The sequence below is a fragment of the Armatimonadota bacterium genome (assembly GCA_016125185.1).
Classification (GTDB): domain Bacteria; phylum Armatimonadota; class Fimbriimonadia; order Fimbriimonadales; family Fimbriimonadaceae; genus Fimbriimonas.
Genome location: WGMG01000002.1, coordinates 237,490 through 258,556 on the forward strand (window position 1 = coordinate 237,490; position 21,067 = coordinate 258,556).

The 21,067-nt window shown below is 55.8% G+C and carries 23 protein-coding genes and 1 tRNA gene; 12 read left to right on the forward strand and 12 right to left on the reverse strand.

Features of this window, described 5'->3' with window-relative positions; translation table 11 throughout:
• Positions 1-267: 267 nt before the first annotated feature.
• A complete protein-coding gene (locus tag GC165_04270; protein ID MBI1332078.1) occupies positions 268-933 on the reverse strand; it encodes a hypothetical protein in 666 nt (221 codons plus the stop codon).
• Between the two features lie 94 nt (positions 934-1,027).
• Here GC165_04270 and GC165_04275 point away from each other — a divergent pair, with 94 nt between their 5' ends.
• From GC165_04275 to GC165_04285, 3 genes are read left to right on the forward strand one after another with little or no spacing between them, the layout of a single operon-like run.
• The gene (locus tag GC165_04275) at positions 1,028-2,725 is read left to right on the forward strand and encodes a GAF domain-containing protein (protein MBI1332079.1); all 1,698 of its coding nucleotides are present in this window, start codon (positions 1,028-1,030) and stop codon (positions 2,723-2,725) included.
• Between the two features lie 22 nt (positions 2,726-2,747).
• Positions 2,748-3,263 carry a hypothetical protein gene (locus tag GC165_04280; GenBank protein ID MBI1332080.1) on the forward strand — a complete coding sequence of 172 codons (516 nt, stop codon included), beginning with the start codon at positions 2,748-2,750 and terminating at the stop codon, positions 3,261-3,263.
• Positions 3,264-3,303: 40 nt separating this feature from the next.
• Entirely contained in the window at positions 3,304-3,783 is a 480-nt protein-coding gene (locus GC165_04285) for a hypothetical protein (protein MBI1332081.1), read from the forward strand.
• Here GC165_04285 and GC165_04290 read toward each other — a convergent pair.
• From GC165_04290 to GC165_04315, 6 genes are all read right to left on the reverse strand, one after another.
• Positions 3,752-4,363, reverse strand: coding sequence for an anthranilate/aminodeoxychorismate synthase component II (locus tag GC165_04290; protein MBI1332082.1), 612 nt, complete (start codon positions 4,361-4,363; stop codon positions 3,752-3,754). The genes GC165_04285 and GC165_04290 overlap by 32 nt on opposite strands.
• 200 nt (positions 4,364-4,563) lie before the next feature.
• Positions 4,564-6,360 carry an elongation factor 4 gene (lepA, locus tag GC165_04295; protein ID MBI1332083.1) on the reverse strand — a complete coding sequence of 599 codons (1,797 nt, stop codon included), beginning with the start codon at positions 6,358-6,360 and terminating at the stop codon, positions 4,564-4,566.
• 126 nt (positions 6,361-6,486) lie between these two features.
• The gene (locus GC165_04300; protein MBI1332084.1) at positions 6,487-7,689 is read right to left on the reverse strand and encodes an AAA family ATPase; all 1,203 of its coding nucleotides are present in this window, start codon (positions 7,687-7,689) and stop codon (positions 6,487-6,489) included.
• A 197-nt stretch (positions 7,690-7,886) separates the two neighbouring features.
• Entirely contained in the window at positions 7,887-8,942 is a 1,056-nt protein-coding gene (locus GC165_04305; GenBank protein ID MBI1332085.1) for a hypothetical protein, read from the reverse strand.
• Positions 8,851-9,705, reverse strand: a complete 855-nt coding sequence (gene rsmI, locus GC165_04310) for a 16S rRNA (cytidine(1402)-2'-O)-methyltransferase (GenBank protein ID MBI1332086.1) — start codon at positions 9,703-9,705, stop codon at positions 8,851-8,853. Before rsmI ends, GC165_04305 begins: the two co-directional genes overlap by 92 nt.
• The gene (locus GC165_04315) at positions 9,552-11,291 is read right to left on the reverse strand and encodes a hypothetical protein (GenBank protein MBI1332087.1); all 1,740 of its coding nucleotides are present in this window, start codon (positions 11,289-11,291) and stop codon (positions 9,552-9,554) included. Before GC165_04315 ends, rsmI begins: the two co-directional genes overlap by 154 nt.
• 118 nt (positions 11,292-11,409) lie before the next feature.
• Here GC165_04315 and lexA point away from each other — a divergent pair, with 118 nt between their 5' ends.
• Entirely contained in the window at positions 11,410-12,042 is a 633-nt protein-coding gene (lexA, locus tag GC165_04320) for a transcriptional repressor LexA (GenBank protein MBI1332088.1), read from the forward strand.
• 41 nt (positions 12,043-12,083) lie between these two features.
• On the opposite strand, the gene GC165_04325 is transcribed toward lexA, so the two are convergent.
• A complete protein-coding gene (locus GC165_04325; protein ID MBI1332089.1) occupies positions 12,084-12,632 on the reverse strand; it encodes a redoxin domain-containing protein in 549 nt (182 codons plus the stop codon).
• A gap of 84 nt (positions 12,633-12,716) precedes the next feature.
• Here GC165_04325 and GC165_04330 point away from each other — a divergent pair, with 84 nt between their 5' ends.
• Both GC165_04330 and GC165_04335 read left to right on the forward strand, forming a co-directional pair.
• The gene (locus GC165_04330) at positions 12,717-13,085 is read left to right on the forward strand and encodes a hypothetical protein (GenBank protein MBI1332090.1); all 369 of its coding nucleotides are present in this window, start codon (positions 12,717-12,719) and stop codon (positions 13,083-13,085) included.
• A gap of 233 nt (positions 13,086-13,318) precedes the next feature.
• Positions 13,319-13,711, forward strand: a complete 393-nt coding sequence (locus tag GC165_04335; protein MBI1332091.1) for a DUF559 domain-containing protein — start codon at positions 13,319-13,321, stop codon at positions 13,709-13,711.
• A gap of 2 nt (positions 13,712-13,713) precedes the next feature.
• On the opposite strand, the gene GC165_04340 is transcribed toward GC165_04335, so the two are convergent.
• Positions 13,714-15,201, reverse strand: a complete 1,488-nt coding sequence (locus GC165_04340) for a cysteine--tRNA ligase (protein ID MBI1332092.1) — start codon at positions 15,199-15,201, stop codon at positions 13,714-13,716.
• A gap of 138 nt (positions 15,202-15,339) precedes the next feature.
• Between GC165_04340 and GC165_04345 the strand changes: the two genes are divergently transcribed.
• A complete protein-coding gene (locus GC165_04345) occupies positions 15,340-15,618 on the forward strand; it encodes a metal-sensing transcriptional repressor (protein MBI1332093.1) in 279 nt (92 codons plus the stop codon).
• Positions 15,619-15,682: 64 nt separating this feature from the next.
• Positions 15,683-16,015: a hypothetical protein gene (locus GC165_04350; protein ID MBI1332094.1), complete on the forward strand. Its 333-nt coding sequence runs from the start codon at positions 15,683-15,685 to the stop codon at positions 16,013-16,015.
• A gap of 28 nt (positions 16,016-16,043) precedes the next feature.
• Here the strand turns inward: GC165_04350 and GC165_04355 are convergent, their stop codons facing one another.
• Positions 16,044-16,457 carry a hypothetical protein gene (locus GC165_04355; protein ID MBI1332095.1) on the reverse strand — a complete coding sequence of 138 codons (414 nt, stop codon included), beginning with the start codon at positions 16,455-16,457 and terminating at the stop codon, positions 16,044-16,046.
• 45 nt (positions 16,458-16,502) lie between these two features.
• Between GC165_04355 and GC165_04360 the strand changes: the two genes are divergently transcribed.
• Entirely contained in the window at positions 16,503-17,261 is a 759-nt protein-coding gene (locus tag GC165_04360; protein ID MBI1332096.1) for an esterase family protein, read from the forward strand.
• Positions 17,262-17,331: 70 nt separating this feature from the next.
• On the opposite strand, the gene GC165_04365 is transcribed toward GC165_04360, so the two are convergent.
• A complete protein-coding gene (locus GC165_04365; GenBank protein ID MBI1332097.1) occupies positions 17,332-18,378 on the reverse strand; it encodes a hypothetical protein in 1,047 nt (348 codons plus the stop codon).
• A gap of 44 nt (positions 18,379-18,422) precedes the next feature.
• Here GC165_04365 and GC165_04370 point away from each other — a divergent pair.
• Together GC165_04370 and GC165_04375 are read left to right on the forward strand one after the other, a co-directional pair.
• Positions 18,423-18,497: transfer RNA gene (locus GC165_04370), tRNA-Val, on the forward strand.
• A 35-nt stretch (positions 18,498-18,532) separates the two neighbouring features.
• Positions 18,533-18,901 carry a hypothetical protein gene (locus tag GC165_04375; protein MBI1332098.1) on the forward strand — a complete coding sequence of 123 codons (369 nt, stop codon included), beginning with the start codon at positions 18,533-18,535 and terminating at the stop codon, positions 18,899-18,901.
• A 223-nt stretch (positions 18,902-19,124) separates the two neighbouring features.
• On the opposite strand, the gene GC165_04380 is transcribed toward GC165_04375, so the two are convergent.
• Positions 19,125-19,931: a helix-turn-helix domain-containing protein gene (locus tag GC165_04380; protein ID MBI1332099.1), complete on the reverse strand. Its 807-nt coding sequence runs from the start codon at positions 19,929-19,931 to the stop codon at positions 19,125-19,127.
• A 349-nt stretch (positions 19,932-20,280) separates the two neighbouring features.
• Between GC165_04380 and GC165_04385 the strand changes: the two genes are divergently transcribed.
• Positions 20,281-21,063, forward strand: coding sequence for a DUF1559 domain-containing protein (locus tag GC165_04385; protein ID MBI1332100.1), 783 nt, complete (start codon positions 20,281-20,283; stop codon positions 21,061-21,063).
• Positions 21,064-21,067 lie beyond the last annotated feature (4 nt).

Consider the following 21,067-nt stretch of genomic DNA (forward strand, 5'->3'; position numbering starts at 1 on the left):
GCGGGTTTGGAGCGTTCAATTGGTTCAACACGGGTAACTCCCAGCTACTCAGACGTCGTTACCCGTGCCACCCTAACTTCAGTTGTGAGCGATTCCTATTCGCGTCGCTCATTTCTCATTGGCGGAATCTTCGTAACGCCACCTTCCTAGTCAGTAAGTTCAGCGAAGCAGGCTTCGCAGGATAAAGCGAAAACAGGTTTTCGCACTCCACACCGCACCATGTCCCTTGCTCGCGGCTAGGGGCTTGTGGCTTTAGGCTCATAAGGGCTAATTCGGCGTTACCCAGTCGCGCAGGTCCTGCGAGGTGAGCTTCTTCATCGGCTTGTCGATACTCGCAACCAATTCCCGTAGCACTTCGATGAGCGATTCCAGGCGGATCGAGGTCTCGACCAACTCCAGCAGATACTGTTTCCGCAGAGGCGGGAAGTCGAGCATGTTAGCCAGCGCGAACGATAGTTGCACCGGTTCCTCGGGGAAGAGCACCCGGATGGCGAACTCACGATTGTCGATATGCTCCTTCACCAACGTTTCGCCGAGTGAGCGGGCCTCCTCGCAAAGTTGACCAAGGTAGCCCTCGTCGATTTCGGCGAGTTCATCAAGCGGCTCGATGTGGCCGCGAAGGTATGGCTCCTGCAAATCGAGGTCACGGATTCGGAACCGTTCGACGCCTTCGACGGTCAGGTCGTAGCGTCCATCTTCGTAATGGAACGTGTCGAGAATGCGCACTTTGGTGCCGATCAGGTACGGCTCGGCGGTGTCCCCGACCTCCTCGCCCGCCCGGATGAGTACCACGCCAAACGGGATGCTGTGGGCGAGGCAATGGGCGATCATTTGGCGGTATCGTTGCTCGAATACGTGCAACTGCATGCGCGAAAAGGGGAACAGAACACTGTTCAGCGGGAATAACGGTAAAAGTTCGCGTCCAGTCGTCATTGCGGGTCACGCATTTCAGCGCAAGAAAAGGTCATACTTATAGGGTTATTCATTGAACCACGTTCATTGATCTGTGTTTAGAGGAAAAGTCGAAATGTCGGAAGATTTTCAACGAGACAACAAAGAACTCCTGGAAGAGGTCGAGCGGCTCAAATCCAGGATCCGCGAACTCGAAACGGACAAGAACCTTCCATCAGCGGCAAAGATCGAACAACCAGTAGAAATTACGCCAATCGACCAAGCGGACGTTACCCTCCGACGGCTCGTTCAGCGAATTGCTATGATTCTTCAGGCCGAAAAGATCGTGATTATGTTCCACGATCGAGAAATGGGCGACCTGAAGGGTATCCCACCCGCCTTTGGCGTCGACGAAGCACATCTCAACTCCTTTAAGGTTCGCGCCACCCACGGCATTTCCGGCAAAGTCTTCCGAGACGGCGACGCGATGATTTACGACGACATCGAGACGGTTGTGGAAGCTCGCGAAGAACCGTTCGGCCTCATGCACGTCACCAACGGCGTTTGCGTTCCGCTCGTTATCGAGAAGCGCGACGATGAAAACCGCGTGGTGGAGAAGAACACCATCGGCGTTCTGCATGCCTTCAACAAGAAGCACGGCGAGACGTTCAACGAAGAAGACGTCCGACTTCTGGAGCGAATGGCCCGCAACGTCGGCTCCATCATCGCCAACCTCCAGATGTACCGCGAGATCGTCGAAGAGAAGGAAGAACTCGCTCAGACCTTCGAATCCTTGACCGCTGGTCTCATGCTGGTCTCTACCGACCGACGACTGCTCCAAATCAACGCCACGGCTCGCGCCATCTTCCAGGCGCCGCAGGACAGCCTCGGCAAAGCTATCGACGAGATCGTCCACGACGCCGCGTTTGTAGCCGCCATCGACAAGGCTATCGGCGGAGCGGAAGCCGGCAAGGTTGAAACGCACATTACGATCGGTGGTACCGAGCGAATCTACGAATCACAATTTGCTTCGGTTCTTGGTCAAGACGGCAAGGGCATCGGCGTGGTTGCAATCCTCGCCGACGTGACCGAAATTCGAAACATCGACCGCATGAAGTCGAGCTTTGTCGCGATGGCTTCACACGAGCTTCGAACCCCGCTGACGGCGATCAAGGGCTTCTCCAGCACCCTGCTTGAGGGCTTGGACGACGAGCTTTACGGCAAGGAAGACCAGCGAGAATTCCTCGGCATCGTGGTTGGCGAATGCGACCGACTGCGCCGTCTGATCGATGACCTGCTCAACACCAGCCGAATCGAGGCCGGCGAATCGCTGAAGCCGAACTACACGCACGTCGATATCAAAACCCTGCTCGACAAGGTGCAGAAGGTTCAGCAGCAAGCGACAACCAAGCACGCGATCAAGCTCGATATCCAGACTCCGTTGCCCGACCTCATCGTCGGCGACGAGGACAAGCTGGACCAGATTCTGACCAACCTTCTGAATAACGCGATCAAGTACGCGCCGAACGGCGGCGATGTCACGATCCATGCCAAGGCTGACGGCGACACGCTGGAGATTGGCGTCAAGGACCAGGGTCTTGGAATTCCGAAGGATCACCTGACGAAGGTCTTCGAGCGGTTCCACCGCGTTAACAACGAAGACAACCGAAAGATTTACGGTACGGGTCTCGGCCTCTTCTTGGTCAAGCACCTCGTGGATCAGGTTCACTTCGGCAAGATTTGGGTCGAATCTGAACTCGGTAAGGGATCGGACTTCATTTTCCGAATTCCGACGAACATCAACATCGAAGAAGCGAAGAAGGCGAACGACTAATTTGTCGTAAACTGGACTGCGAATGAACAAGAAAACCGGCGTTGTCCTTGCCATCGTGGCGGGAATCCTCATCCTTTGTTGTGCCGGTGGCGCGTTCATGATCCGGTCGATGTTCAACCAGATCCAAGAGACGGTGAAGACGGACAAGGAGTTCGTGAAGACGGCCTTGACCGCCACTGCCAAGAACTGGGACGAAAAGGACTTTGCCCTGTACGCGGACGACTCGTTCAATAAGCCGGAGAACAAAGAGAAGACCCAGAAGCTGTTCACCGAGCTCAAGGACAAGCTGGGTTCGATCAAGACCTTAGGCGACATCACTGTGCTTAGGCGTGGCGGCTTCCGCACCAACGACTCGGGCACCGACCGAGGTTTCTACATCACGTTCCGCGCTTCGGCGACGTTCGAAAAACGAGATGGTGTATTCGACGTGACCGTGAAGAACAACAAGGACAAGCACGTGATCTATTCGATCGCGCTAAATCCCGATGCGGCGACGGCAGACTCAATCGAAGCTGGCAACAACGTGCCCGCCCAGTAATTGGAACCAATTTTCCTGCCGGGTATGTTGTACTAGGCGCGTGAAGTCTCGAAAAAGAAAACACATTCTGCTTTGGATTCTGGGCATCTTTCTGTTCCTGTCGATCCCACTCGCCTTTGTTGGCAAGGGTGCCGTGAACGACATGCGGGCCCGGGTAGGGCGTAACAAGACCCTGATCGACAACATGGTGGCAGACAATTATGCCCATAAGTCGATCGACGATCAGATTCTCGATAACTCGCGGAACCAGGTCCACAACGTTTTTTCCGAGGTGGAGAAGAAGATGGGCAAGTTCGTATCCGTCGGCACACCGGACACGATTCCGAGTTTTGCCGACCTATTCAGCAACGGAGCCGAGTTGAGCTACAACCTACCTGCCCAGTTCGAGAAGGGTTATGTAACGTTCATTTTCAGAGTGAAGAACGACGACCTCAACCAGCAGGTGATCTGGCTGGAATCCGCGGACGGGGTTCTTCCCCACGATGACTTTAAGAGGCGCCTGCGGTCGCACTTGCCTTAGTCATCTTGTAAAAATTCTCGACGATGGTGAAGCCCTGTTCGGTAAGGACCGACTCGGGGTGGAACTGGACTCCCTCGATGGGCAAAGTCTCGTGTCGGACGCCCATGATCTCGTCGTCATCGAGCGACCGTGCGGTGACGATAAAGCCTGCCGGTGGTTGCTTCTTTGCGATGACCAGGGAGTGGTAGCGGATGGCGCTGAAAGGGTTTGGCATGTTCGCGAAGACACCTTTGCCGTCGTGCTCGACCAACGACGCCTTGCCGTGCATGATCTTGTTGGCGACCACGACCTGGGAGCCGGTGACCTCACCGATGGCCTGGTGGCCAAGGCAGACTCCGAAAAGCGGAACATCGAACCCGGGACGCTGGGCGAGGGCGGCGCTGAGAATCGTGAGGCAGACGCCGGATTCTTTCGGCGTGCAGGGCCCCGGCGAGAGCATGATGCCGTCGGGCCTTAGGGCGGCGATGCCGTCCAGATCGATCTCGTCGTTTCGCTTGACCACGACCTCGGCCCCACACTGGCCGAGGTACTGAACCAGGTTATAGGTGAACGAGTCGTAGTTGTCGATGACGAGAATCACTGTATTAGTGTGACTGATTTTTGCAATCCGAGAAGGACTGCGGCAAGAAAGCTGGTCTGACTAACTGCAAGTCTGGGGTCGCTTCGCTCCGTGGCAAGTGCAGGCGACCGTGCTTCCAGGGGTCTTCGCTGCGCTTCGACACCCTGGCTACCATCTTCGACCCTGCCGGGTCGCCACTCTGGGTTCTCGGATCACGGATCCTATTCGGCGACCTTGAGCACGCTGAGGAAGGCTTCTTGCGGCAGTTCGACCGAGCCGATCTGCTTCATGCGCTTCTTACCTTCTTTCTGCTTTTCGAGCAGTTTGCGTTTTCGCGTGATGTCACCACCGTAGCACTTGGCGATGACATTCTTACGGAACGGCTTGATGGTATCCGCCGCGATGACTTTCGCGCCGATGGCCGCCTGAACGCGGACCTCGTATTGCTGACGAGGGACGACTTTTCGAAGCTGTTCGACGACCGCGCGGCCCCGATTGTACGAGAACGAGCGGTGGACGATGAAGCTAAGAGCGTCGACGATGTCGCCATTAAGGAGGATGTCGAGCTTGACAAGGTCGGATGGTTGGTACTCGTCGAGGTCGTAGTCGAACGACGCGTAGCCACGCGTGCCGGATTTCAGTTTGTCGAAGAAGTCCATCAGGATTTCGCCGAGCGGAAGCTGGTAATACAGAATCACGCGTTGCTGGGTCGGGTACTCGGTCTTGAGGTACAAGCCGCGTCGCTCCTGGCAAAGCGTCATCACGGCGCCGACATATTCGACCGGCACCATGATCGTCGCCTTCACCGTCGGCTCATCCACCCGAAGAATGTCGTTGGCGTCGGGAAACTCGCTCGGGTTGGAGATGTGCATGGCGTCGCCGTTCTTCTTATGGACGATGTAGTCCACGCTCGGGGCGGTGAGGATGAGGTCGAGATTGAACTCGCGCTCCAACCGCTCGCGGGCGATCTCCATGTGCAAAAGGCCAAGGAAGCCGCACCGAAACCCAAAGCCGAGCGCGGCGGATGTCTCCGGCTCGAACTGGAGCGAAGCGTCGTTCAGCTTCAACTTTTCGATGGCGTCGCGAAGGTCTTCATACTGGTCGCCATCGGTCGGGTACAGGCCGCAGAACACCATGCTGAGGGCCTTTCGGTAGCCGGGCAGGGCGGCGGTGGCGGGGTTCGCCTTGGTGGTGACGGTATCGCCGACTTGCGCGTCGCCGATAGACTTCATGGCGGCGGCGATGAAGCCGACTTCGCCGCATTCGAGTCCATTGTTGACGGTCAGGCCCGGGCCAAAGTGACCAGTCGCGTCGATGACGTAGTCGCGACCAGAGGCCATCATCATGATCCGGTCGTCCTTCTTGACCGAGCCATCCATGACGCGAATATACGCCACCGCGCCCTGATAGGCATCGAAGTGGCTGTCGTAGATGAGGGCTCGGAGCGGCTTGCTGGGGTCTCCGTTGGGAGGGGGAATCCGTTGGACGATCGCTTCGAGGATTTCGTCGATACCGATGCCGGCCTTGGCCGAGGCAGGGATCGCATCGCTGGCGTCGATGGCGACCGCGTTCTCAATCTCTTGCTTGGCGTGCTCAATGTCGGCGTGCGGCAAGTCGATCTTGTTGATGACGGGAACGATTTCGAGGTTCTGGTTCATCGCCATGCTGGCGTTGGCGATGGTTTGCGCCTCGACGCCCTGGCTGGCATCGACGACGAGCAAGGCGCCCTCGCAGGCAGCCAGAGCACGCGAAACTTCGTAGGTGAAATCGACGTGGCCGGGCGTGTCGATCAAGTTCAGTTCGTATTCGATTCCGTCTTTGGCTTTGTATTGAAGTCGGACCGCGGCCATCTTGATGGTGATGCCGCGCTCACGCTCGATGTCCATCGAGTCGAGCATCTGCTCCTGGGCGGTGCCGCGAATGGCTCCGCACCGCTCGATGAGGCGGTCGGCGAGCGTGCTTTTGCCGTGGTCGATATGCGCGATGATGCAGAAGTTGCGAATGCGCGACTGATCCATTGAGAACGCTCTATTGTACCGTTTGGAGGGGGGTGGCCCGATACGGCGAAATGGCCGGTTTAGAGTCAAATTGTTCCCTTCGTCCTCGTATTGAGAGGGGAGACATTTCGCCATCAGAAGTCAGGCTCATTTCGAGCCTGACTTCTTCTTTTTCTTTTTGGGTTTCTTCGCTTTGGGGCGGCCCATCGCCGTCAGAGTTTCCTCGAGCGCTCGCCCGAGGTCGAATACGCGAAGGTGCTTCGCCGTGGTCGCTCGCACGAACTCTTGCAGTCCCGCGAACGACATTCCGTCGGTCCGTCGCACGACGTCGGTTGCCAGCTCGGACGACAGCTTTGTGAGGCAAAGCGGCTCGCCCAAGTACGCGGCCCGCATCTCAGCGTCCGGGTTCGGAAACTCAATTTTGAGGTCGAACCGGCTCGGCCGTTCCTTCAAAGCGATGTCCAGCTTGTCCAAGTGGTTCGTGGTCGCGATGGTCATGACGCCATCGAGGCTCCGAACCCCGTCGAGCTCGTTGAGGAAGTACGAACGCGAATTCTCGCGAACGAGCGTGTCGATATCTTCCAACACGACGATGCACGGCGCGGTCTCGCGGGCTCGCTGGTAGATGCGCTTGATGGCGCCCTCCGGCGGCAGGCGATAGCCCCACAGCGACCGAACGTAGATGCACGACGCCCGAGCCTGACTCACGATCGCACGGATCGTCTGCGTCTTTCCGTTGCCGGGCGGACCGTAGAAGATCACTCCGCGCTTCCAAGAAAGGCCGCTCGATGCGTACATTTCCCGCTGGTCGAAGAACGCTAAGACATCCTCCTTCAACGCACGCCGAATGTCAGGCTCCAGAGCAAGGTCGGAGAGCGAGCTCTGCCGAATCTCCTCGAGAAGCTCCTCATCGCGCTCGAAATAGCCTTCGTCGAACACGGTGATCGCCGCGTCGCCGCAGGTGTTCCACCGACAGACGGCGGCAAAGAACTTTTCGCAGTCGACGATGCGAGGACCGACGATGATCCAGTTCCGACCGCATTCCTGGTTCTGAGCCACGATCAGCGTCAAGCGCCGACCCTGCCAAAGGACGTCGAAGACCGCGTTCCGTGGGCTGGTCTCTATTTGATTATCGGTCCATTCGGCCTTCCAGTGACCGTACGCCTCGTCGCGAACGACGAGTTCACAGCCTCCAGCATCGGCAAAGCCGATGGGATCGAATGAATAGTCCTCAGTCTCGAGGACAGCCTGGTCGGGCGCCGCCGCGCGAATCTCCTTCGAAAGCTCGAAGGCCATCGCGTTGTCCGGCAGGCACAATGACGCCGAAAAAAGGGTTGAAGGGATCTTCATAAATCTGCTTGTTTTGAAATGGGTTGCTACGACGAATCCGAGGCGCTCAGGGAGGCCTTACGAATGGGATTGTCGACGCAGCAGTACAAGCATTGCGAGAAAGAGTATGGCACAAAGAATTCGCCGAAAACTACGGCGGGCAAAAACAAGAAGGGCGGCAGGTTTCCCTACCGCCCCTTCATCCCATCCCAACAGGCTTACTTGAAGAGTTTGATTCCGAAGAACGAACCGAAGGTATTGATGACGAACGCCGAGTTGACGATCGACTGGAGCTGGTTCGCATCCGGGGTATTGGTTTCGGGGATATAGATCATATCTCCCGGCATGAGCTTCACGTTCTGTGAGTACTGGCCGCCCTTCACGTACTTGACGAAGTCGGCGTTGATGCGCATGTATTCGCCCGGTCGGCCCGGCAGTTCGCGAAGAATGAACGTCTTGGAGAATCGCGACAGGTAGCGGATTTCGCCACCGGCGATACCGATCGCATCCTGCAGTCGCATGGATTCGCGGTACGGATACAGACCCGGGTTGCGGATCGCGCCGAGAACCAGGATTCGGTTCTTCTGTTCACGAGGAATATCGAGGATGTCGCCGTCTTCCAGTTCGAAGTTTTGCGAGTTGTCGCCAAGGACGGTCATCGCATAAAGATCGATCGGAATCAGTTCCTTCGAACCTTGTCGGCGCAGGGTCGCCTTCCGAAGGTCGGACTGATCGACGACTTCACCGCCGCTGGCGCTGTAAAGCGTCATGATGGTGTCGCCCGGTCGGAAATAAAATTCGGTGGAGCGCTGAACCGAACCGGTCACGTTCGCTTTCAGCTTTCGGTAGGAAATGATCGAAACGGAAACAATCGGATCGCGGAGCTTGAGCTTGGAAACATAAAGCTTGTACAGCTCGGCTTCCACCTCGGAAACGGTCTTTCCTTCGACCTTGATGTTGCCAACAAAAGGCGCACCTACGTAACCATCGATACCAACGGGAATGTCGGCGCCGATCTGCTGCTGATTGAAGACTTGAATGCGGATGACGTCTTCCGGCTTCAGCTTGTAGGCTTTCTCATCAAAGGCGCTCTGAGCCTGAATCGAACACACCAGTGCGCTCAGTATCGCTATCCCTGAAAAGAGCTTTCCAAATCCTTGAATACTCACTTTGCCCCTGAAGTTAGATTTTAACATATTTCTGCTTACCAAGTGTTTTCCTTCGACCTTCGATAACAATCGTAAACTCGCCTTTGGCAGGAACTTGTCCCTCATTAGGGATTGTCGGTAAGTTTTCCCGGAAAACTTGCTGGTTTCTTTTCGTGACCTCGCGGCAAATAGCGTAGCGTCGGTCCCCCAACACCTCAGCCGCAACTTCGAGGAGTTTACGGAACCGATGCGGCGACTCGAATAACACTAATGTATAAGGAGATTCCGTAAACGGCATCAATTCCTTGCGAATATCGCCCGGCGTCCTTCCTAAGAACCCGAGGAAGGCAAACCGCTGGGCAAAGAAGCCGGAGAGCATGAGGGCATCGATCACCGCGCTGGGGCCCGGAATGGCGTCGACTTCGATGCCGCGGTCGTGGGCTAAATCAACCAGCCGGGCGCCGGGATCGCTGATGCCGGGTGCGCCCCCATCGGTGAGTACAACGGCCCGTTTACCGGCTTCGACTTCGTCCAGCAGGCGGTCTAGTTGGGCATCCTGCGAGTGGTCGTGGGCGACCTTCATCGGCTTTTTCACGCCAAGGTGAAAGGCGAGCTTGGCGCTGATGCGCGTGTCTTCGACGATCCAGAAATCAGCTTCCGAAAGCGCCTCGGAGCATCTCGGGGAGATGTCCCCGAGATTTCCGATGGGCGTGGCGACAAGGGTCAGCCGTGGCGTCAGGGCTTCGGAGCTAGCGAGCTCTTCGAGTCGTCCTTCTTGCTGGTGGAGCCTTCCTTCTTCTTGGCTGCGTCCTCCGCCTTTTTGGCTGCCTCTTCCTGCTTTTTCTGCTCGGCCATGTCGTCGTCGAACTTCTTCTTTTCGTCCTTCCATTGCTTCTGCTTGGATTCAAATTCCGATTCTTGATCGGGGGTGAGGAGCTTGGCAGCTTTCAACACGAGATATTCAGCGGAGCAATCCGAGAAGGTTCGCTGTCCGGTTTCGTCGTACTTGGTATTGCGGTCCATCGCCGTCGTCAGTTGATCGAAAGCCTTAGCGCCGTTCTTGTTGTCCTTGTAGTATTCAATGACGTCCTTGCGGTAGGCCCAGTTGTCGTAGAAGCCCAGATAGCGCTCATAGGATTGAATGCGCTCGTCCTTCATCTTGGTTTTGTCCGTGGACGGCAAGTCGTAGAGGTGCTGAACGACCGCCACTTCGACGAGAGCGCCAATATCGGCCTTCGGATCGGACTGGCCGATCTGCTTGGCGAGGTCGTAAATATCGCGGAATTCCTTCTCTTGGTCTGGCCCCGACGGCGAGCCCATAGCCTTCGAATAGCGATAGGCCGCTTCGTAGGCTTTGATCTCAAACTTCGGCTTCAGCTCTTTCTGAATCGCGTCCAGCTTTTCCTTGTACATCTTCTGGACCTGCGCGGCGATGTACTGCTGCTTGATTTCGTCTTTCTTCTTGTCGAAGTCGGCCGGGAGCGCAATCTTCTTATCGATCAGCTTGAAGATGGCGTATCCGCCCACAACCTTCGTCGGCTCCGTATAGGTGCCGGTCGTGAGGGTGGGGATGACTTTGTAGTCGGGCATGCTATCGATGTCGGTTTGCTTGAGTTGAAGAAGGTTCTCGCTCTTCTTCTTCTTGCCCGGGTCCGGCGTGGCCTCCGAATACGTTTCCATCACGTCTTCGAAGCTCTTACCCGCCTTTAGGTCGGCGTACGCTTTGTCGATCTTTTCCTTCGCCTGAGCGTCGGTTACCTTGGCGTCCATGCGAACCAGGACTTCCTTCACGTAGGAGGTCTCGAAGGTCGACTTAATCTGGTCGTCGGTGGGGTTGATGCTCGCCTTCCATTTATCCTGAAGGTATGCGCCCGAAGCCTGCAGCGCCAAGAGAATTTTCTTTTGGCCGTCCTTCAGCAACTTGTCGATCTGATCGGTTTGATCCTTGTAGAAGCTGGAGATGCTCTTTCCTGGAGCCTGTTTGGCGATGAGGTCGTCAAGGTCCTTGTCGGTGGAATCCGGCTTTAGCTGTCCGGCCTCTCTCAGCGATTTGGTGACGTAGTCCCGGAAGGCCTTTTCGCTTTCGATATGGAGCGCCTTCTTGATCGTCTGTTCGTCGCCGCTGTAGCCTTCTCGCTGGGCGATCATGTAAAGATCGGCCGAGGATATTGCCTGAGTAATGGCTCCGGCCACGATTTGGAGCCGGTAGTCCGGCATTGCATCGAGGATTCCCGGCGGCAGCTTCGATAGTTGATCGTCAACTGCCTTGTCGACCATATCGTTCGGAAGGTAGACATCGCCAACCTGGGCAAAATTTGCCACCTCGTTGCCTTGGAGGTCATGCGCTTTCAGCGACTGCGCGCGACCGCAGTTCGAAAACACCATACCGAAAACTAGAACTGCACCAAATACGAGCACCAAAGCTTGGCCACAGCCGCCCTTGATGAACTTTTCTTGAAATTTGTTAATCGACAACCAAAATCACCTACGTTGTTTCTGCTCCGTGTATTATGACGGATTTTTTTCCAGGCACTCTTGACAGGTAGACAAAAGAAGCGTATAATGCGTCTACCGTTACAGGTAGACGTGCAAAATGGCGAAAGGACTCACAAAGCGACAAGAGGAAATTCTGGATTTCATCCTACAGTACGTTGAATCGGAGGGATATCCTCCCTCGATTCGAGAAATCGGTCAGAAATTTGAGATCGGCTCCCTGCGAGGGGTGACCGTTCACCTCGACGCCTTGGAGCGGAAAAGCTACATTTCCCGGTCCAACACGCCGCGTTCGATTAAGCTAACGCACCCCAAATTCACCCCCGGCAATTCCCGTGTGACGATGCTTCCGCTCGTCGGTACGATTGCCGCCGGCACCCCAGTTCTCGCTCAAGAAGAAATCGAAGGAATGATTCCGGTTCCTTCGGAAATGGTCCGCAACGTCGATGGCGCGTTCCTGCTCCGCGTCAAAGGCGATTCGATGATTGGCGACGGCATCATGCCACGCGACCTCGTCGTGATCCGCCCGCAGAAGACCTTCCACGGAAATGACGTGATGGCCGTTCGCGTTGGCGAAGAGGCGACCGTCAAACGTATCCATAAGACGCCGAAGGGCGTCCAGTTGCTGTCTAGCAATCCCGATTATGCGCCGATCGAGGTTGATCCGACCGAAACGGAAGTAATCGGCAAGGTCGTGGGCCTGTTCCGCGACTACGAAGGCATGAGCTTCTAGCTCAGCTTTGAAGGGATGGCCTTTGGGGGCCATCCCTTTTTTTATTTGAGCTTACGGTTTGCCTGGATGATTTGGCTGAGTTTTTCGGTCGTAAGCGGGTCTTCCGGTTGCGAAGGGAAACCCTGATAGCGGACAATTCCGTCCTTGGAGATAACGAGGACGTGTGGAATGCCCTTCACTCCAACCCTCTTGGACATGGTCTTGTCGGGGTCGATGGTGACGTTATATTCCATTGGCGTACTCTCCATAAATTCCTTCACGGTGCCAGTCGTTTCGTCGCTCACGCCGACCACTACCAAATCCTTCGCGAATTTCTTCTTCCACTCGTTCAGTTCGGGGATGACCGCACGGCATGGGCCGCACCAAGTCGCCCAAAAGTCGATCAACAGGACCTTACCCTTGAGGTCTGCTGCAGTCGGAACCTTGCCGTGGACCGCCTTGCCAAACACCAGATTCTTGAAAACCTTGCCGCGAAGATCGTTGTCGGCGTAGAGCGTCTTGTCCTTCACGTACGGAGGAAAATCGGCTGGTGCCTTCCACGCAATTAGGGCCGGTACAGCCAGAAGTGGAACCAAGAGCATACGTCTCATGGTTTTATTGTAGTTGGAGACTCGCCGTTTTTGGGCGAGTATCCTCAAAGTGGCCCACTTTGTGATGCAATGACCTTTAAGCCTTTGAAAGCAACAAACCTCCTCGTTTTGCTCACCGCCCTGACCTTGGCGGGATGCCAGCAGCACGGCGCTAAGGACCTCGTCGGTACTTGGACTGCCGAGCGGGACAACCCGAAGACCACCGTGACCTTCAACCCCGATGGCACCTATCACACGGTCTCCGACGGCGGAGCCAACTACGTTGACGACAAGGGCAAGTACACCATCGACGGCGATACGCTGGTCTGGATCACCCCCGCAGGCACGATCGGCGCGAATGGCAAGCCGAGCGACAAGGACCGCCAGACGGAGATGTCGATCAACTGGATTGACGACAAGACGATCGAACTAGAGCTGGGCGGACAGAATCTGAAATTCAACCGGACGCAATAGGCGCGGTTTTAGGGCACCCACTCCCCTCCGGTTCACTCGTACCTCGTTCACCGACTCCCCGCTGGGGCGTAGCCATTCTGTTACAGGTCAGAAGCTCTAACATCCTTACAGAGCATTCGAAACCTTAAGACGATTGTATAGTTGCGACTAGGCTACGCCCCAGCGGGAAGTCGGTGAGCTTGCGAACCGGAGGGGAGTGGACAGCCCTCAATACGGTAGCCTAATCTTCGCATTTGAAGGATCAGCAACCTGACTTTCTCATTCAATTAGCTCGGAAAAATCGGGCCAATCTCTCCTTGCCCGAAAAGCTACTTTGGGCGCGCCTAAAGACGTCGGCCCAAAATGAAATTCCGATTCGCCGTCAGTTCCCAGTCCTTGGAAAATACATCCTCGACTTCTTCTACGAAGACTTGCAGTTAGCCATCGAAGTCGATGGAAATGCGTTCCACGATGACAGGACGGAGGAGGACATTCTTCGACAGCAAGAAGTCGAGGCAATTGGCATTGAATTCCTTGGCCTCCCTGCCCGTTTCGTTCTCCGTACGCCCGACAAAGCTGCAGAATTAGTTTTGAGCGTCTGTCGAGGAGAAGTCCAACTTGAAGAGCTGGACACAATGTTCCTCTGACCCTACGCCAAAGACCAGGTAACCGAGCCGTCCGGATTGTCAGTCAGGAGGATTCCTTGCTCCGCCAATTCCTTTCGAATCGCGTCCGCTTGGCCCCAATCCTTGGCCGTCTTCGCCGCCTTGCGAGCTTCGATCTTCTCCAAGATCAGAGATTCGTCGACCGCCGGCTCCTTTGTGGCAGCGACCGCGTGCAAGGGCTCGATGTGCCGCACGATTCCGAGTAGGTCGTTGATTTTGTCCAGGAACTCCATGGCTGACCGCGCCGATGCCGCCGTCAACGGCTCACGGTTGATGGCACGCGCGCCTTGCAGAGCCGCAGCCAAGGCCTCCGGCGTATTCACGTCGTCGAGCATCGCATCCAGCGTCTGACCATACAGTGATGAAAGCTCGCCGCCGATGGCGTCGTCCCCCGGTGTGCCTGCCTCAATGGCTTCCAGCGCCGAGGCTTCCGCTCGACGGAAGCGGTCGATGTTCGTCTTGGCATCTTCCAAGCCCTGGTCGGTAAAGTTCAGATTCTTGCCATACTTGCCCGAGATCAGCGCATAGCGGATTGCCAGCGGGTCGGCTCCGTTGTCTACCAAGCCCCGCACGTAATAGAAATTTCCCAGGCTCTTGGACATCTTCTGGCCATTGACCTGCAGGAAGGCAGTATGCGTCCAGTGGTTGCAGAACGGCTTGCCAGTGAGAGATTCGCTTTGCGCAATTTCGCATTCGTGGTGCGGAAATTTGTTGTCTTCGCCGCCGCTGTGCAGGTCGATGGTGTCGCCAAGGTAGGCGCGGGCCATGACCGAGCACTCGATATGCCAGCCCGGAAAGCCCCAGCCGTAAGGCGAAAACCACTGCATCAGGTGCTTGTTGTCCTTCTTCCAAACCGCAAAGTCGGACTGGTCGCGCTTGTTCTCGTCCATCACGACATCGCGAACGCCCTTTCGCAGACTCTCTTGCGTGTTTCCGCTCAACTTGCCGTACTGCGGAAACTTCTCGACACTGAAGTACACGCCCGTCGGCGTCTCGTAGGCGATCCCCTTTTCGATGAGATCCTCGGCAGCCAAAATCTGCTCCCGCACGTGCTGGGTCGCCCGCGGTCGAACTTCGGGCTCGACCAAATTGAGCAGTTTCCAGTCAGCTCGATAGGCGTTCTCGTAGTATTCGGCCAGTTCCCAAATGTTGTGGAACTGTTCCCCTTCTTTTGACCGAAGCGCCTTCTCCATCTTGTCTTCGCCGGTCGCGTCGGCAATGTCGTCGTCCGTTAGGTGCCCGACATCGGTGATGTTGGACACCCAGGTGACCTTCCAACCGATGGCACGGGCGGTGCGAACGATCAGATCGGCGGTCAGAAAGGACCGAAAGTTGCCGATGTGCGCGTAGGAGTAGACCGTGGGTCCACAGGTGTAAAAGCGGAGGTGCCCCGGCTCGATGGTTTCGAGGGGCATGACTTTTCGCGACAAAGAATCGTAAAGCCGGAACTGCTTTTCACTCATAGACTCCATAAGTCTACTCGTGGACATCAACGGTAGTTTCAAACTTGCGACCTTGTCGTGCCAACCGCAGCCACATACAGTACCCACCCATCGTATTTAAGCAAAGTGAATCGTTTTTCTAATATAAAGAATAGGGAAGGATATTTGATGAGCAAAGCCAATACGACCTACGAGGACGCAAAGCGGCGTCTGAACCGCATCACCGGGCAGGTCAATGGCATCCACAAGATGCTCGACGAAGAACGCTACTGTGTGGATATTCTCACTCAGGTCTCAGCCCTTCGCGCGGCCCTGGACCAACTCGGGCTGCTCCTGCTCACGCATCACATCGAGGACTGCGTGTATGGCGAAGAGCACCACCACTACGAGTCTCAGGAAGAGAAGGTGAAGGAACTCCGCACTACACTCAACCGCTTTTTGAAGTAGAAACTCAGTGCATTTCCCGGTTGGAGGGATGCAGTTAGAGCCTGTGAGCCGTCATAATGACGATATGTCAGAAATGCCACAGGAACCCAAGCCAGTCATTGAAGAGGATGCAAAACTTGCGCGGATCTTCGGCGTGGTCCTGTTCGTCATCGTTCCGATCTTCGGATTCTATTACGGCACGGTGTTCGGGAAGACCAATCCGGTCGACGGCAAAATCTGGTTTTTCGACTACATGACGTCGGACCTGGTCCCGGGTGGTATTGGCGCTTTGATCGGCCTGGCAATCGCCGGCGCCATCAACTATCACATCTGGTTCCGCTATAAGAAGCAGGTTGAAGAAGATTTGATCAACGAGTGGTACGATCCGCAGTCGCACAAGTCGGCCGGGCATCACTAAGTAAGGCTTCAGAAAGAACCAGCGTAACTTAAGCGTTCTTCGTCTGATCTTCGACGCCCAGCTTCTCGCCCAATAGGCGAATGCACTCGTCGTAACCGTTCATCTTCGGCAGCAGGAAAAACGTCTGGTGATTGCCCTTTACGTAGCACCACTTGTCGGTGCGAAGCTTGACCTTCTCGATGTCGTCGTAGCGGATCACACCAACCGTGCGGCCAAGCACGATTTTCTTGATCTTGGTCTCGGAAAACTGATACTCCGTCAGCGACGCCCCCAACTGCGAAAGTGAAAGGCTGGCCGAGAAAAGAACGATCGGAGAAAACGCGAACGCGAGCCAAACCCGAAGGGCGAGATAGTGAACCAATCCTCCCATCGGCATGATGGCAAAAACGCAAAACCGCAACGCAGAAACCCACTGCGATCGGATGCTGTAATGAACGTTCACAAATCCCATTATACGACTAAGAAATAGCCGTTCGGGTAAAAGAAAATGATGTCTCTGAGCGAGGTCCGTTACTATTCTCAGGCATTGCAAAAAGCCACTGGTACGTTCGTCATTCACCCTGATCAAAACGTCCAACGACCGTACCATTGTATGGTCCTTTTGCATGGTCTGAGCGATGACTACACTATCTGGCAAAGGCGCACGTCGATCGAACGATATGTGGCCGACAAGCCTCTCATTGTCGTGATGCCCGACGGCGGCCGAGGCTTTTATGTCGACGCCCTCCAGGGGTACCAATATCTGCAAGCTATTGCTTACGAACTGCCTGAACTGATCGGCCATCACTACACCGTTGACGGGTCATGGTGTACAGCCGGATTGTCGATGGGTGGGTACGGCGCGCTTCGTGTGGCGCTGGAGCGCCCCGACATGTTTCGATCCGCCGTCTCTCACTCAGGCGCGGTCACCATCGGACGTCACTATCCGACCGAAGTCCCGACTTCGGGCCACGAGCGCGAGGAACCGTTCATTCGCGAGTTTCTGCCCGTGTTCGGACCCGTGACACCGGGCGGCAAGAACGACCTGGTCGCTCTTGCGCAGAAAGCCTCGCCACGCCCGGCGATCCGTTTCGATTGTGGGACGGAAGACTTCCTCTTGCCAGCCAACCGGTCCTTCCACGCAGACCTGACCGAGCTTGGGATCGCCCACGAATATGAGGAGTTTCCCGGCGACCACAATTGGGCCTACTGGGACGAGCATATTCGCGAGGCGGTCGAGTTCAACATGCGTAACCTGAACAACTAGGGTAATTCTCCTTCACCCGTGAAGGAGTCCGGTCGACCCGGTAGGAGCAAGAACTACCGGGTCGGACCCTCTACTCTCTATTCGGAATCAGCTTCCAAATGGCCGGATCTTCCGATCCGCAATACCAGAACGCCACGGAACCGACTCCAAACTTCGTCGCCAAATCGAGCTTTTGCCGGAACGACTCGGCCCCACCAAAGTGCAGCTTGCCATCGACGACTTCCCCACTCTTCGGGTCGATGGCGGTCGGCTTGGTGGCCAGATCATCCCAACCAACCGAGCGGCCCGGGCTCGTGCTCCAGTCGTAGCCGTAGCAGGCGATCCCCATTCCAATCTTCTTGGGATCGATCTGCGTCTTGGCAAAGCTGATCACGCGCTCGACCCAATCGTTTGGAGCGATCGGACCTTCGGGTGAACTGCTCCAACTGAAATCGTAAGTCATGATGTTGACGCGATCCGCCCACTCGCCAATGGCTTTGTAGTCCTGCGCCTGGTTGCCGTCCCAAGTTCCCCTGGCTTCCTGCTTCGGGTGGACCGTCACGGATAGTTTCATCTTTTGCCCATGCAGAAGTCGGGCGAGGGTTTTGACGAAGGCGCTGTAACGGTCGCGGTCGTCGGCCTTCATCGACTCGATATCGAGGTCCACGCCATCGGCTTTGTCCTCTTTGGCGAGGAGCATCAGGCTCATCGCCAAAGAGAATCGGGTCTGTTCGGTCGCCACCGCCTTGGTCATCCGCATGGGGTCGAATCCGTCGCTACCCGCGCCCTCTTGGTAGTTGTTGATCATCGCGTAGTACTCGATGTGGTGGTCCTTGGCGATGGACCGAGCCCGGTTGGTGGCATCGCGGTTGGCTTCTCGGCGGGCGGGCATTCCGTCGGCGTTGACCATGTACGACTCCATGAAGATCGTGCTTAGCTGGTCGGCATGCTCAGCCAAACGCTGAACGCTAGCCGGATTGTAGCCGACCACCCACGCGGTGACCTGCGGCTTGGCGGCGAACATGAGGGCGAGGGCGGCGGTGACCATAGCGTCATTGTATCGTGCGCTTGCCACCGACAGGAGGTCTTTTGCCTTCCCGGCAGATGAGAATGTGCCCAACGGTTTTGTAGTCGGCATCTTGAATCGCCAAGGCACGATGGGGTTTAATACAGGTTCCCTTCGGGCGGTTAGCTCAGTGGTAGAGCACTACAATGACACTGTAGGGGTCACAGGTTCAAGTCCTGTACCGCCCACCATTTTCTTTCCCATAAGAATTAAACGCGCGAGCGATATGGGGCTTGACTGTGAGCCCTTGGGTTACAGAATTCAAGTCTGGAGCGAAGCGATATCCCGCCAAGGGGAAATGAGCGTAGCGAATCGGGACTGTACCGCCCACCATTTTCTTCTCGTGTACTTCATGTACATCCTCCAAAGCGAATCAAGCGGACGATTCTACGTCGGTCATACCGACGATCTCGACCAACATCTGGAATTCCACAACACGGGACAATCGCATTACACGGCAAGAAGAGGTCCATGGAAGCTCATCTACTCAGAGCCATTCGAAACTTGCAGCGAAGCGATGAAGCGGGAAGCCGAAATCAAGAAGTGGAAGAGCGCGGCCCTGATTCGAAGGCTCATCGCGGATAGCGAAGTTTAGAGCATCCCGATTCATCGCGTAACGCTCACCACTCCTCAACGCGGAATGCCCATCGCAGCAACTTCTAGCCAAGGAGGATCATTCTTTCCAGATTCAAGTTCACCCCCTTACGAATCCTTTTGATACTGGGGCTTCCTTAGTGACCATAAAGGAGCCTTCACGTGTACGGCGGTTTGCCATGAACGCACCTCTCCACCGAATTGAATTCAGGCAAGCCGCATGTTCAGGGCAACCTTAAAGACCTTTTTCGAACCTCACGAGGCGATTGCCCTTTCATCTGATGCAACAGTCGGTTGAACTGATGAAGGTCGGGGACGCCAACCGTTCTCGCAATGGTTTTGATGGGCATAGTGGTAGAGGCAAGGAGGTGTTCGGCGAGATCGGCCCGGCGGGTGCGGATGTGGCTCACGACGCTCCGGCCGCAAGCTACCTGGAAGAGTCGGGAAAGATAGCCCTCCGAGACTCCGACCTCATTCGATATTCCCTGGATGCTAAGTGGGCCGCTCATCCGTTCCTCAATGAGCCTAAGAGCCAGTTCGACCGCTGGATGATTCTGTGGGTAGTCGCTCCCGGGAACGTCGCGCATCATCTCGGCGGACTCCCACAGCAGCGACCAAAGAATGGCCAGTTGGGACGCCGGGTTTTGGAGGGGACTCATCGCCGTCTTTCTAACCCTTTCGTAAATCGGCATGTACCGTTCGTGCAGGTCATATACAAACGGCACCGCCATCGCCGTGCCTTGAGCGTCGGGGCGAAAATGGAAGTAGACGTGCTCGCTATGTCCCAGATAACGGTAAACGATCTGTGTACTCGCCGGGATAATGCTGACAGCTCCGGGACGGATAGGATAGGGCACCCCATCCAGTTCTAATGATCCCTCGTAGCTGTAGATGTGAAAGCACCAGAGATCGGGCAGGAAAAACTCATCGACAAGCTGAATACCTCCATGCCGTCCGACACCACAGACGACTAACTCTGGGGGGCAATCCAGAGTGATCCGGCATGCATTAGAAATGTGTATGTTTGCCATATCTTCAAACTTACTATCCCAAATTTGGACAACTCAAGAAATCTCTTGGCTTAGATTTGCATTCACTATATCCTATTCCTAAAATTCTTGCCTTCGCCGCTGAAGATAGGAAAGGGCTCAGCGCTATGAATCGCAGGAATATGTTTTGGGTGTTCGACGAGAATGGCCCTCGGCGTGCCAACAGTACGTCGCCGTCCATCCATCCGTCTTCGAGGACCCCGCACAGGGGATTCACATTCATATTTTCCTTGGCTCCAACCTCGCCGTTCGGCATCGCCCGGCATGCTTCAGCCTGCCAGGCGAGCCATATCTCTGCGCCGAAGACAGACGGCGCCCCTCCATTGAAATCATGAAAAAACTAAGAACATCGGCATTTACGCTCATCGAGCTTCTTGTCGTTATTGCTATTATCGCCATCCTGGCGGCTATTCTCTTCCCCGTCTTTGCCCAAGCTAAAGAGGCGGCTAAGAAGGCGTCCTGCATCAGCAACAACAAACAGTTGGGACTGTCCTTCGCCATTTACTCCAACGACTATGACGACTACTTTCCTTGCGCCATGAAGGGTTTGTCGGGAGACAACACACGCCTCGGCGGATGGATGACCTGGGATGGAGCTTCGGCAACATCCAATACACAGAACACGGCGTTTCGCCCTGAACTGGGATCGCTGTATCCGTATGTGAAGAACGCCCAGGTCTATGTATGCCCTTCGGATACGTCGAAACAGAAAAACAGCTACGCCGTCAACGCGATGCTTTGGCCCGACAACAAGGCCATTCAGATTCCGGGAGCTCCGAGCGGATACACGATTCGGCCCGGCATGAGCGTCACTCAGTTCGTCTACGTCGCGAGCACCATCCTTCTCGTCGAAGAAGGCACGACGTTGGGCGGCGGCACTGACGATGCATTTTTCGCCCCTCCTACCTATTGCCCAGCTAAACCGAACGGCATCCGATACAACTATCCAACGGTTCGACATACTGGTGGGAGCGCTTATCTTATGGCTGACACTCACGCAAAGTGGCTCAAGCTGTCGCAGATTCCGCTCGCCCCAGAAGACAACTCGACGTCGTGTAACATTCAGTGGACGGTCTCTCAGAATGGCAACATGCCAAGCTGGTCTCCGTGGTAGGAGC

Coding starts and splice junctions, on each gene's coding strand:
- GC165_04270 (MBI1332078.1), bottom strand. CDS start 933: ATGACGACTGGACGCGAACTTTTACCGTTATTCCCGCTGAACAGTGTT.
- GC165_04275 (MBI1332079.1), top strand. CDS start 1,028: ATGTCGGAAGATTTTCAACGAGACAACAAAGAACTCCTGGAAGAGGTC.
- GC165_04280 (MBI1332080.1), top strand. CDS start 2,748: ATGAACAAGAAAACCGGCGTTGTCCTTGCCATCGTGGCGGGAATCCTC.
- lepA (MBI1332083.1), bottom strand. CDS start 6,360: ATGGATCAGTCGCGCATTCGCAACTTCTGCATCATCGCGCATATCGAC.
- GC165_04300 (MBI1332084.1), bottom strand. CDS start 7,689: ATGAAGATCCCTTCAACCCTTTTTTCGGCGTCATTGTGCCTGCCGGAC.
- GC165_04305 (MBI1332085.1), bottom strand. CDS start 8,942: ATGAGGGACAAGTTCCTGCCAAAGGCGAGTTTACGATTGTTATCGAAG.
- rsmI (MBI1332086.1), bottom strand. CDS start 9,705: ATGGAAGGACGAAAAGAAGAAGTTCGACGACGACATGGCCGAGCAGAA.
- lexA (MBI1332088.1), top strand. CDS start 11,410: ATGGCGAAAGGACTCACAAAGCGACAAGAGGAAATTCTGGATTTCATC.
- GC165_04325 (MBI1332089.1), bottom strand. CDS start 12,632: ATGAGACGTATGCTCTTGGTTCCACTTCTGGCTGTACCGGCCCTAATT.
- GC165_04340 (MBI1332092.1), bottom strand. CDS start 15,201: ATGGAGTCTATGAGTGAAAAGCAGTTCCGGCTTTACGATTCTTTGTCG.
- GC165_04345 (MBI1332093.1), top strand. CDS start 15,340: ATGAGCAAAGCCAATACGACCTACGAGGACGCAAAGCGGCGTCTGAAC.
- GC165_04350 (MBI1332094.1), top strand. CDS start 15,683: ATGTCAGAAATGCCACAGGAACCCAAGCCAGTCATTGAAGAGGATGCA.
- GC165_04360 (MBI1332096.1), top strand. CDS start 16,503: ATGATGTCTCTGAGCGAGGTCCGTTACTATTCTCAGGCATTGCAAAAA.
- GC165_04365 (MBI1332097.1), bottom strand. CDS start 18,378: ATGCCGACTACAAAACCGTTGGGCACATTCTCATCTGCCGGGAAGGCA.
- GC165_04375 (MBI1332098.1), top strand. CDS start 18,533: ATGGGGCTTGACTGTGAGCCCTTGGGTTACAGAATTCAAGTCTGGAGC.
- GC165_04380 (MBI1332099.1), bottom strand. CDS start 19,931: ATGGCAAACATACACATTTCTAATGCATGCCGGATCACTCTGGATTGC.
- GC165_04385 (MBI1332100.1), top strand. CDS start 20,281: ATGAAAAAACTAAGAACATCGGCATTTACGCTCATCGAGCTTCTTGTC.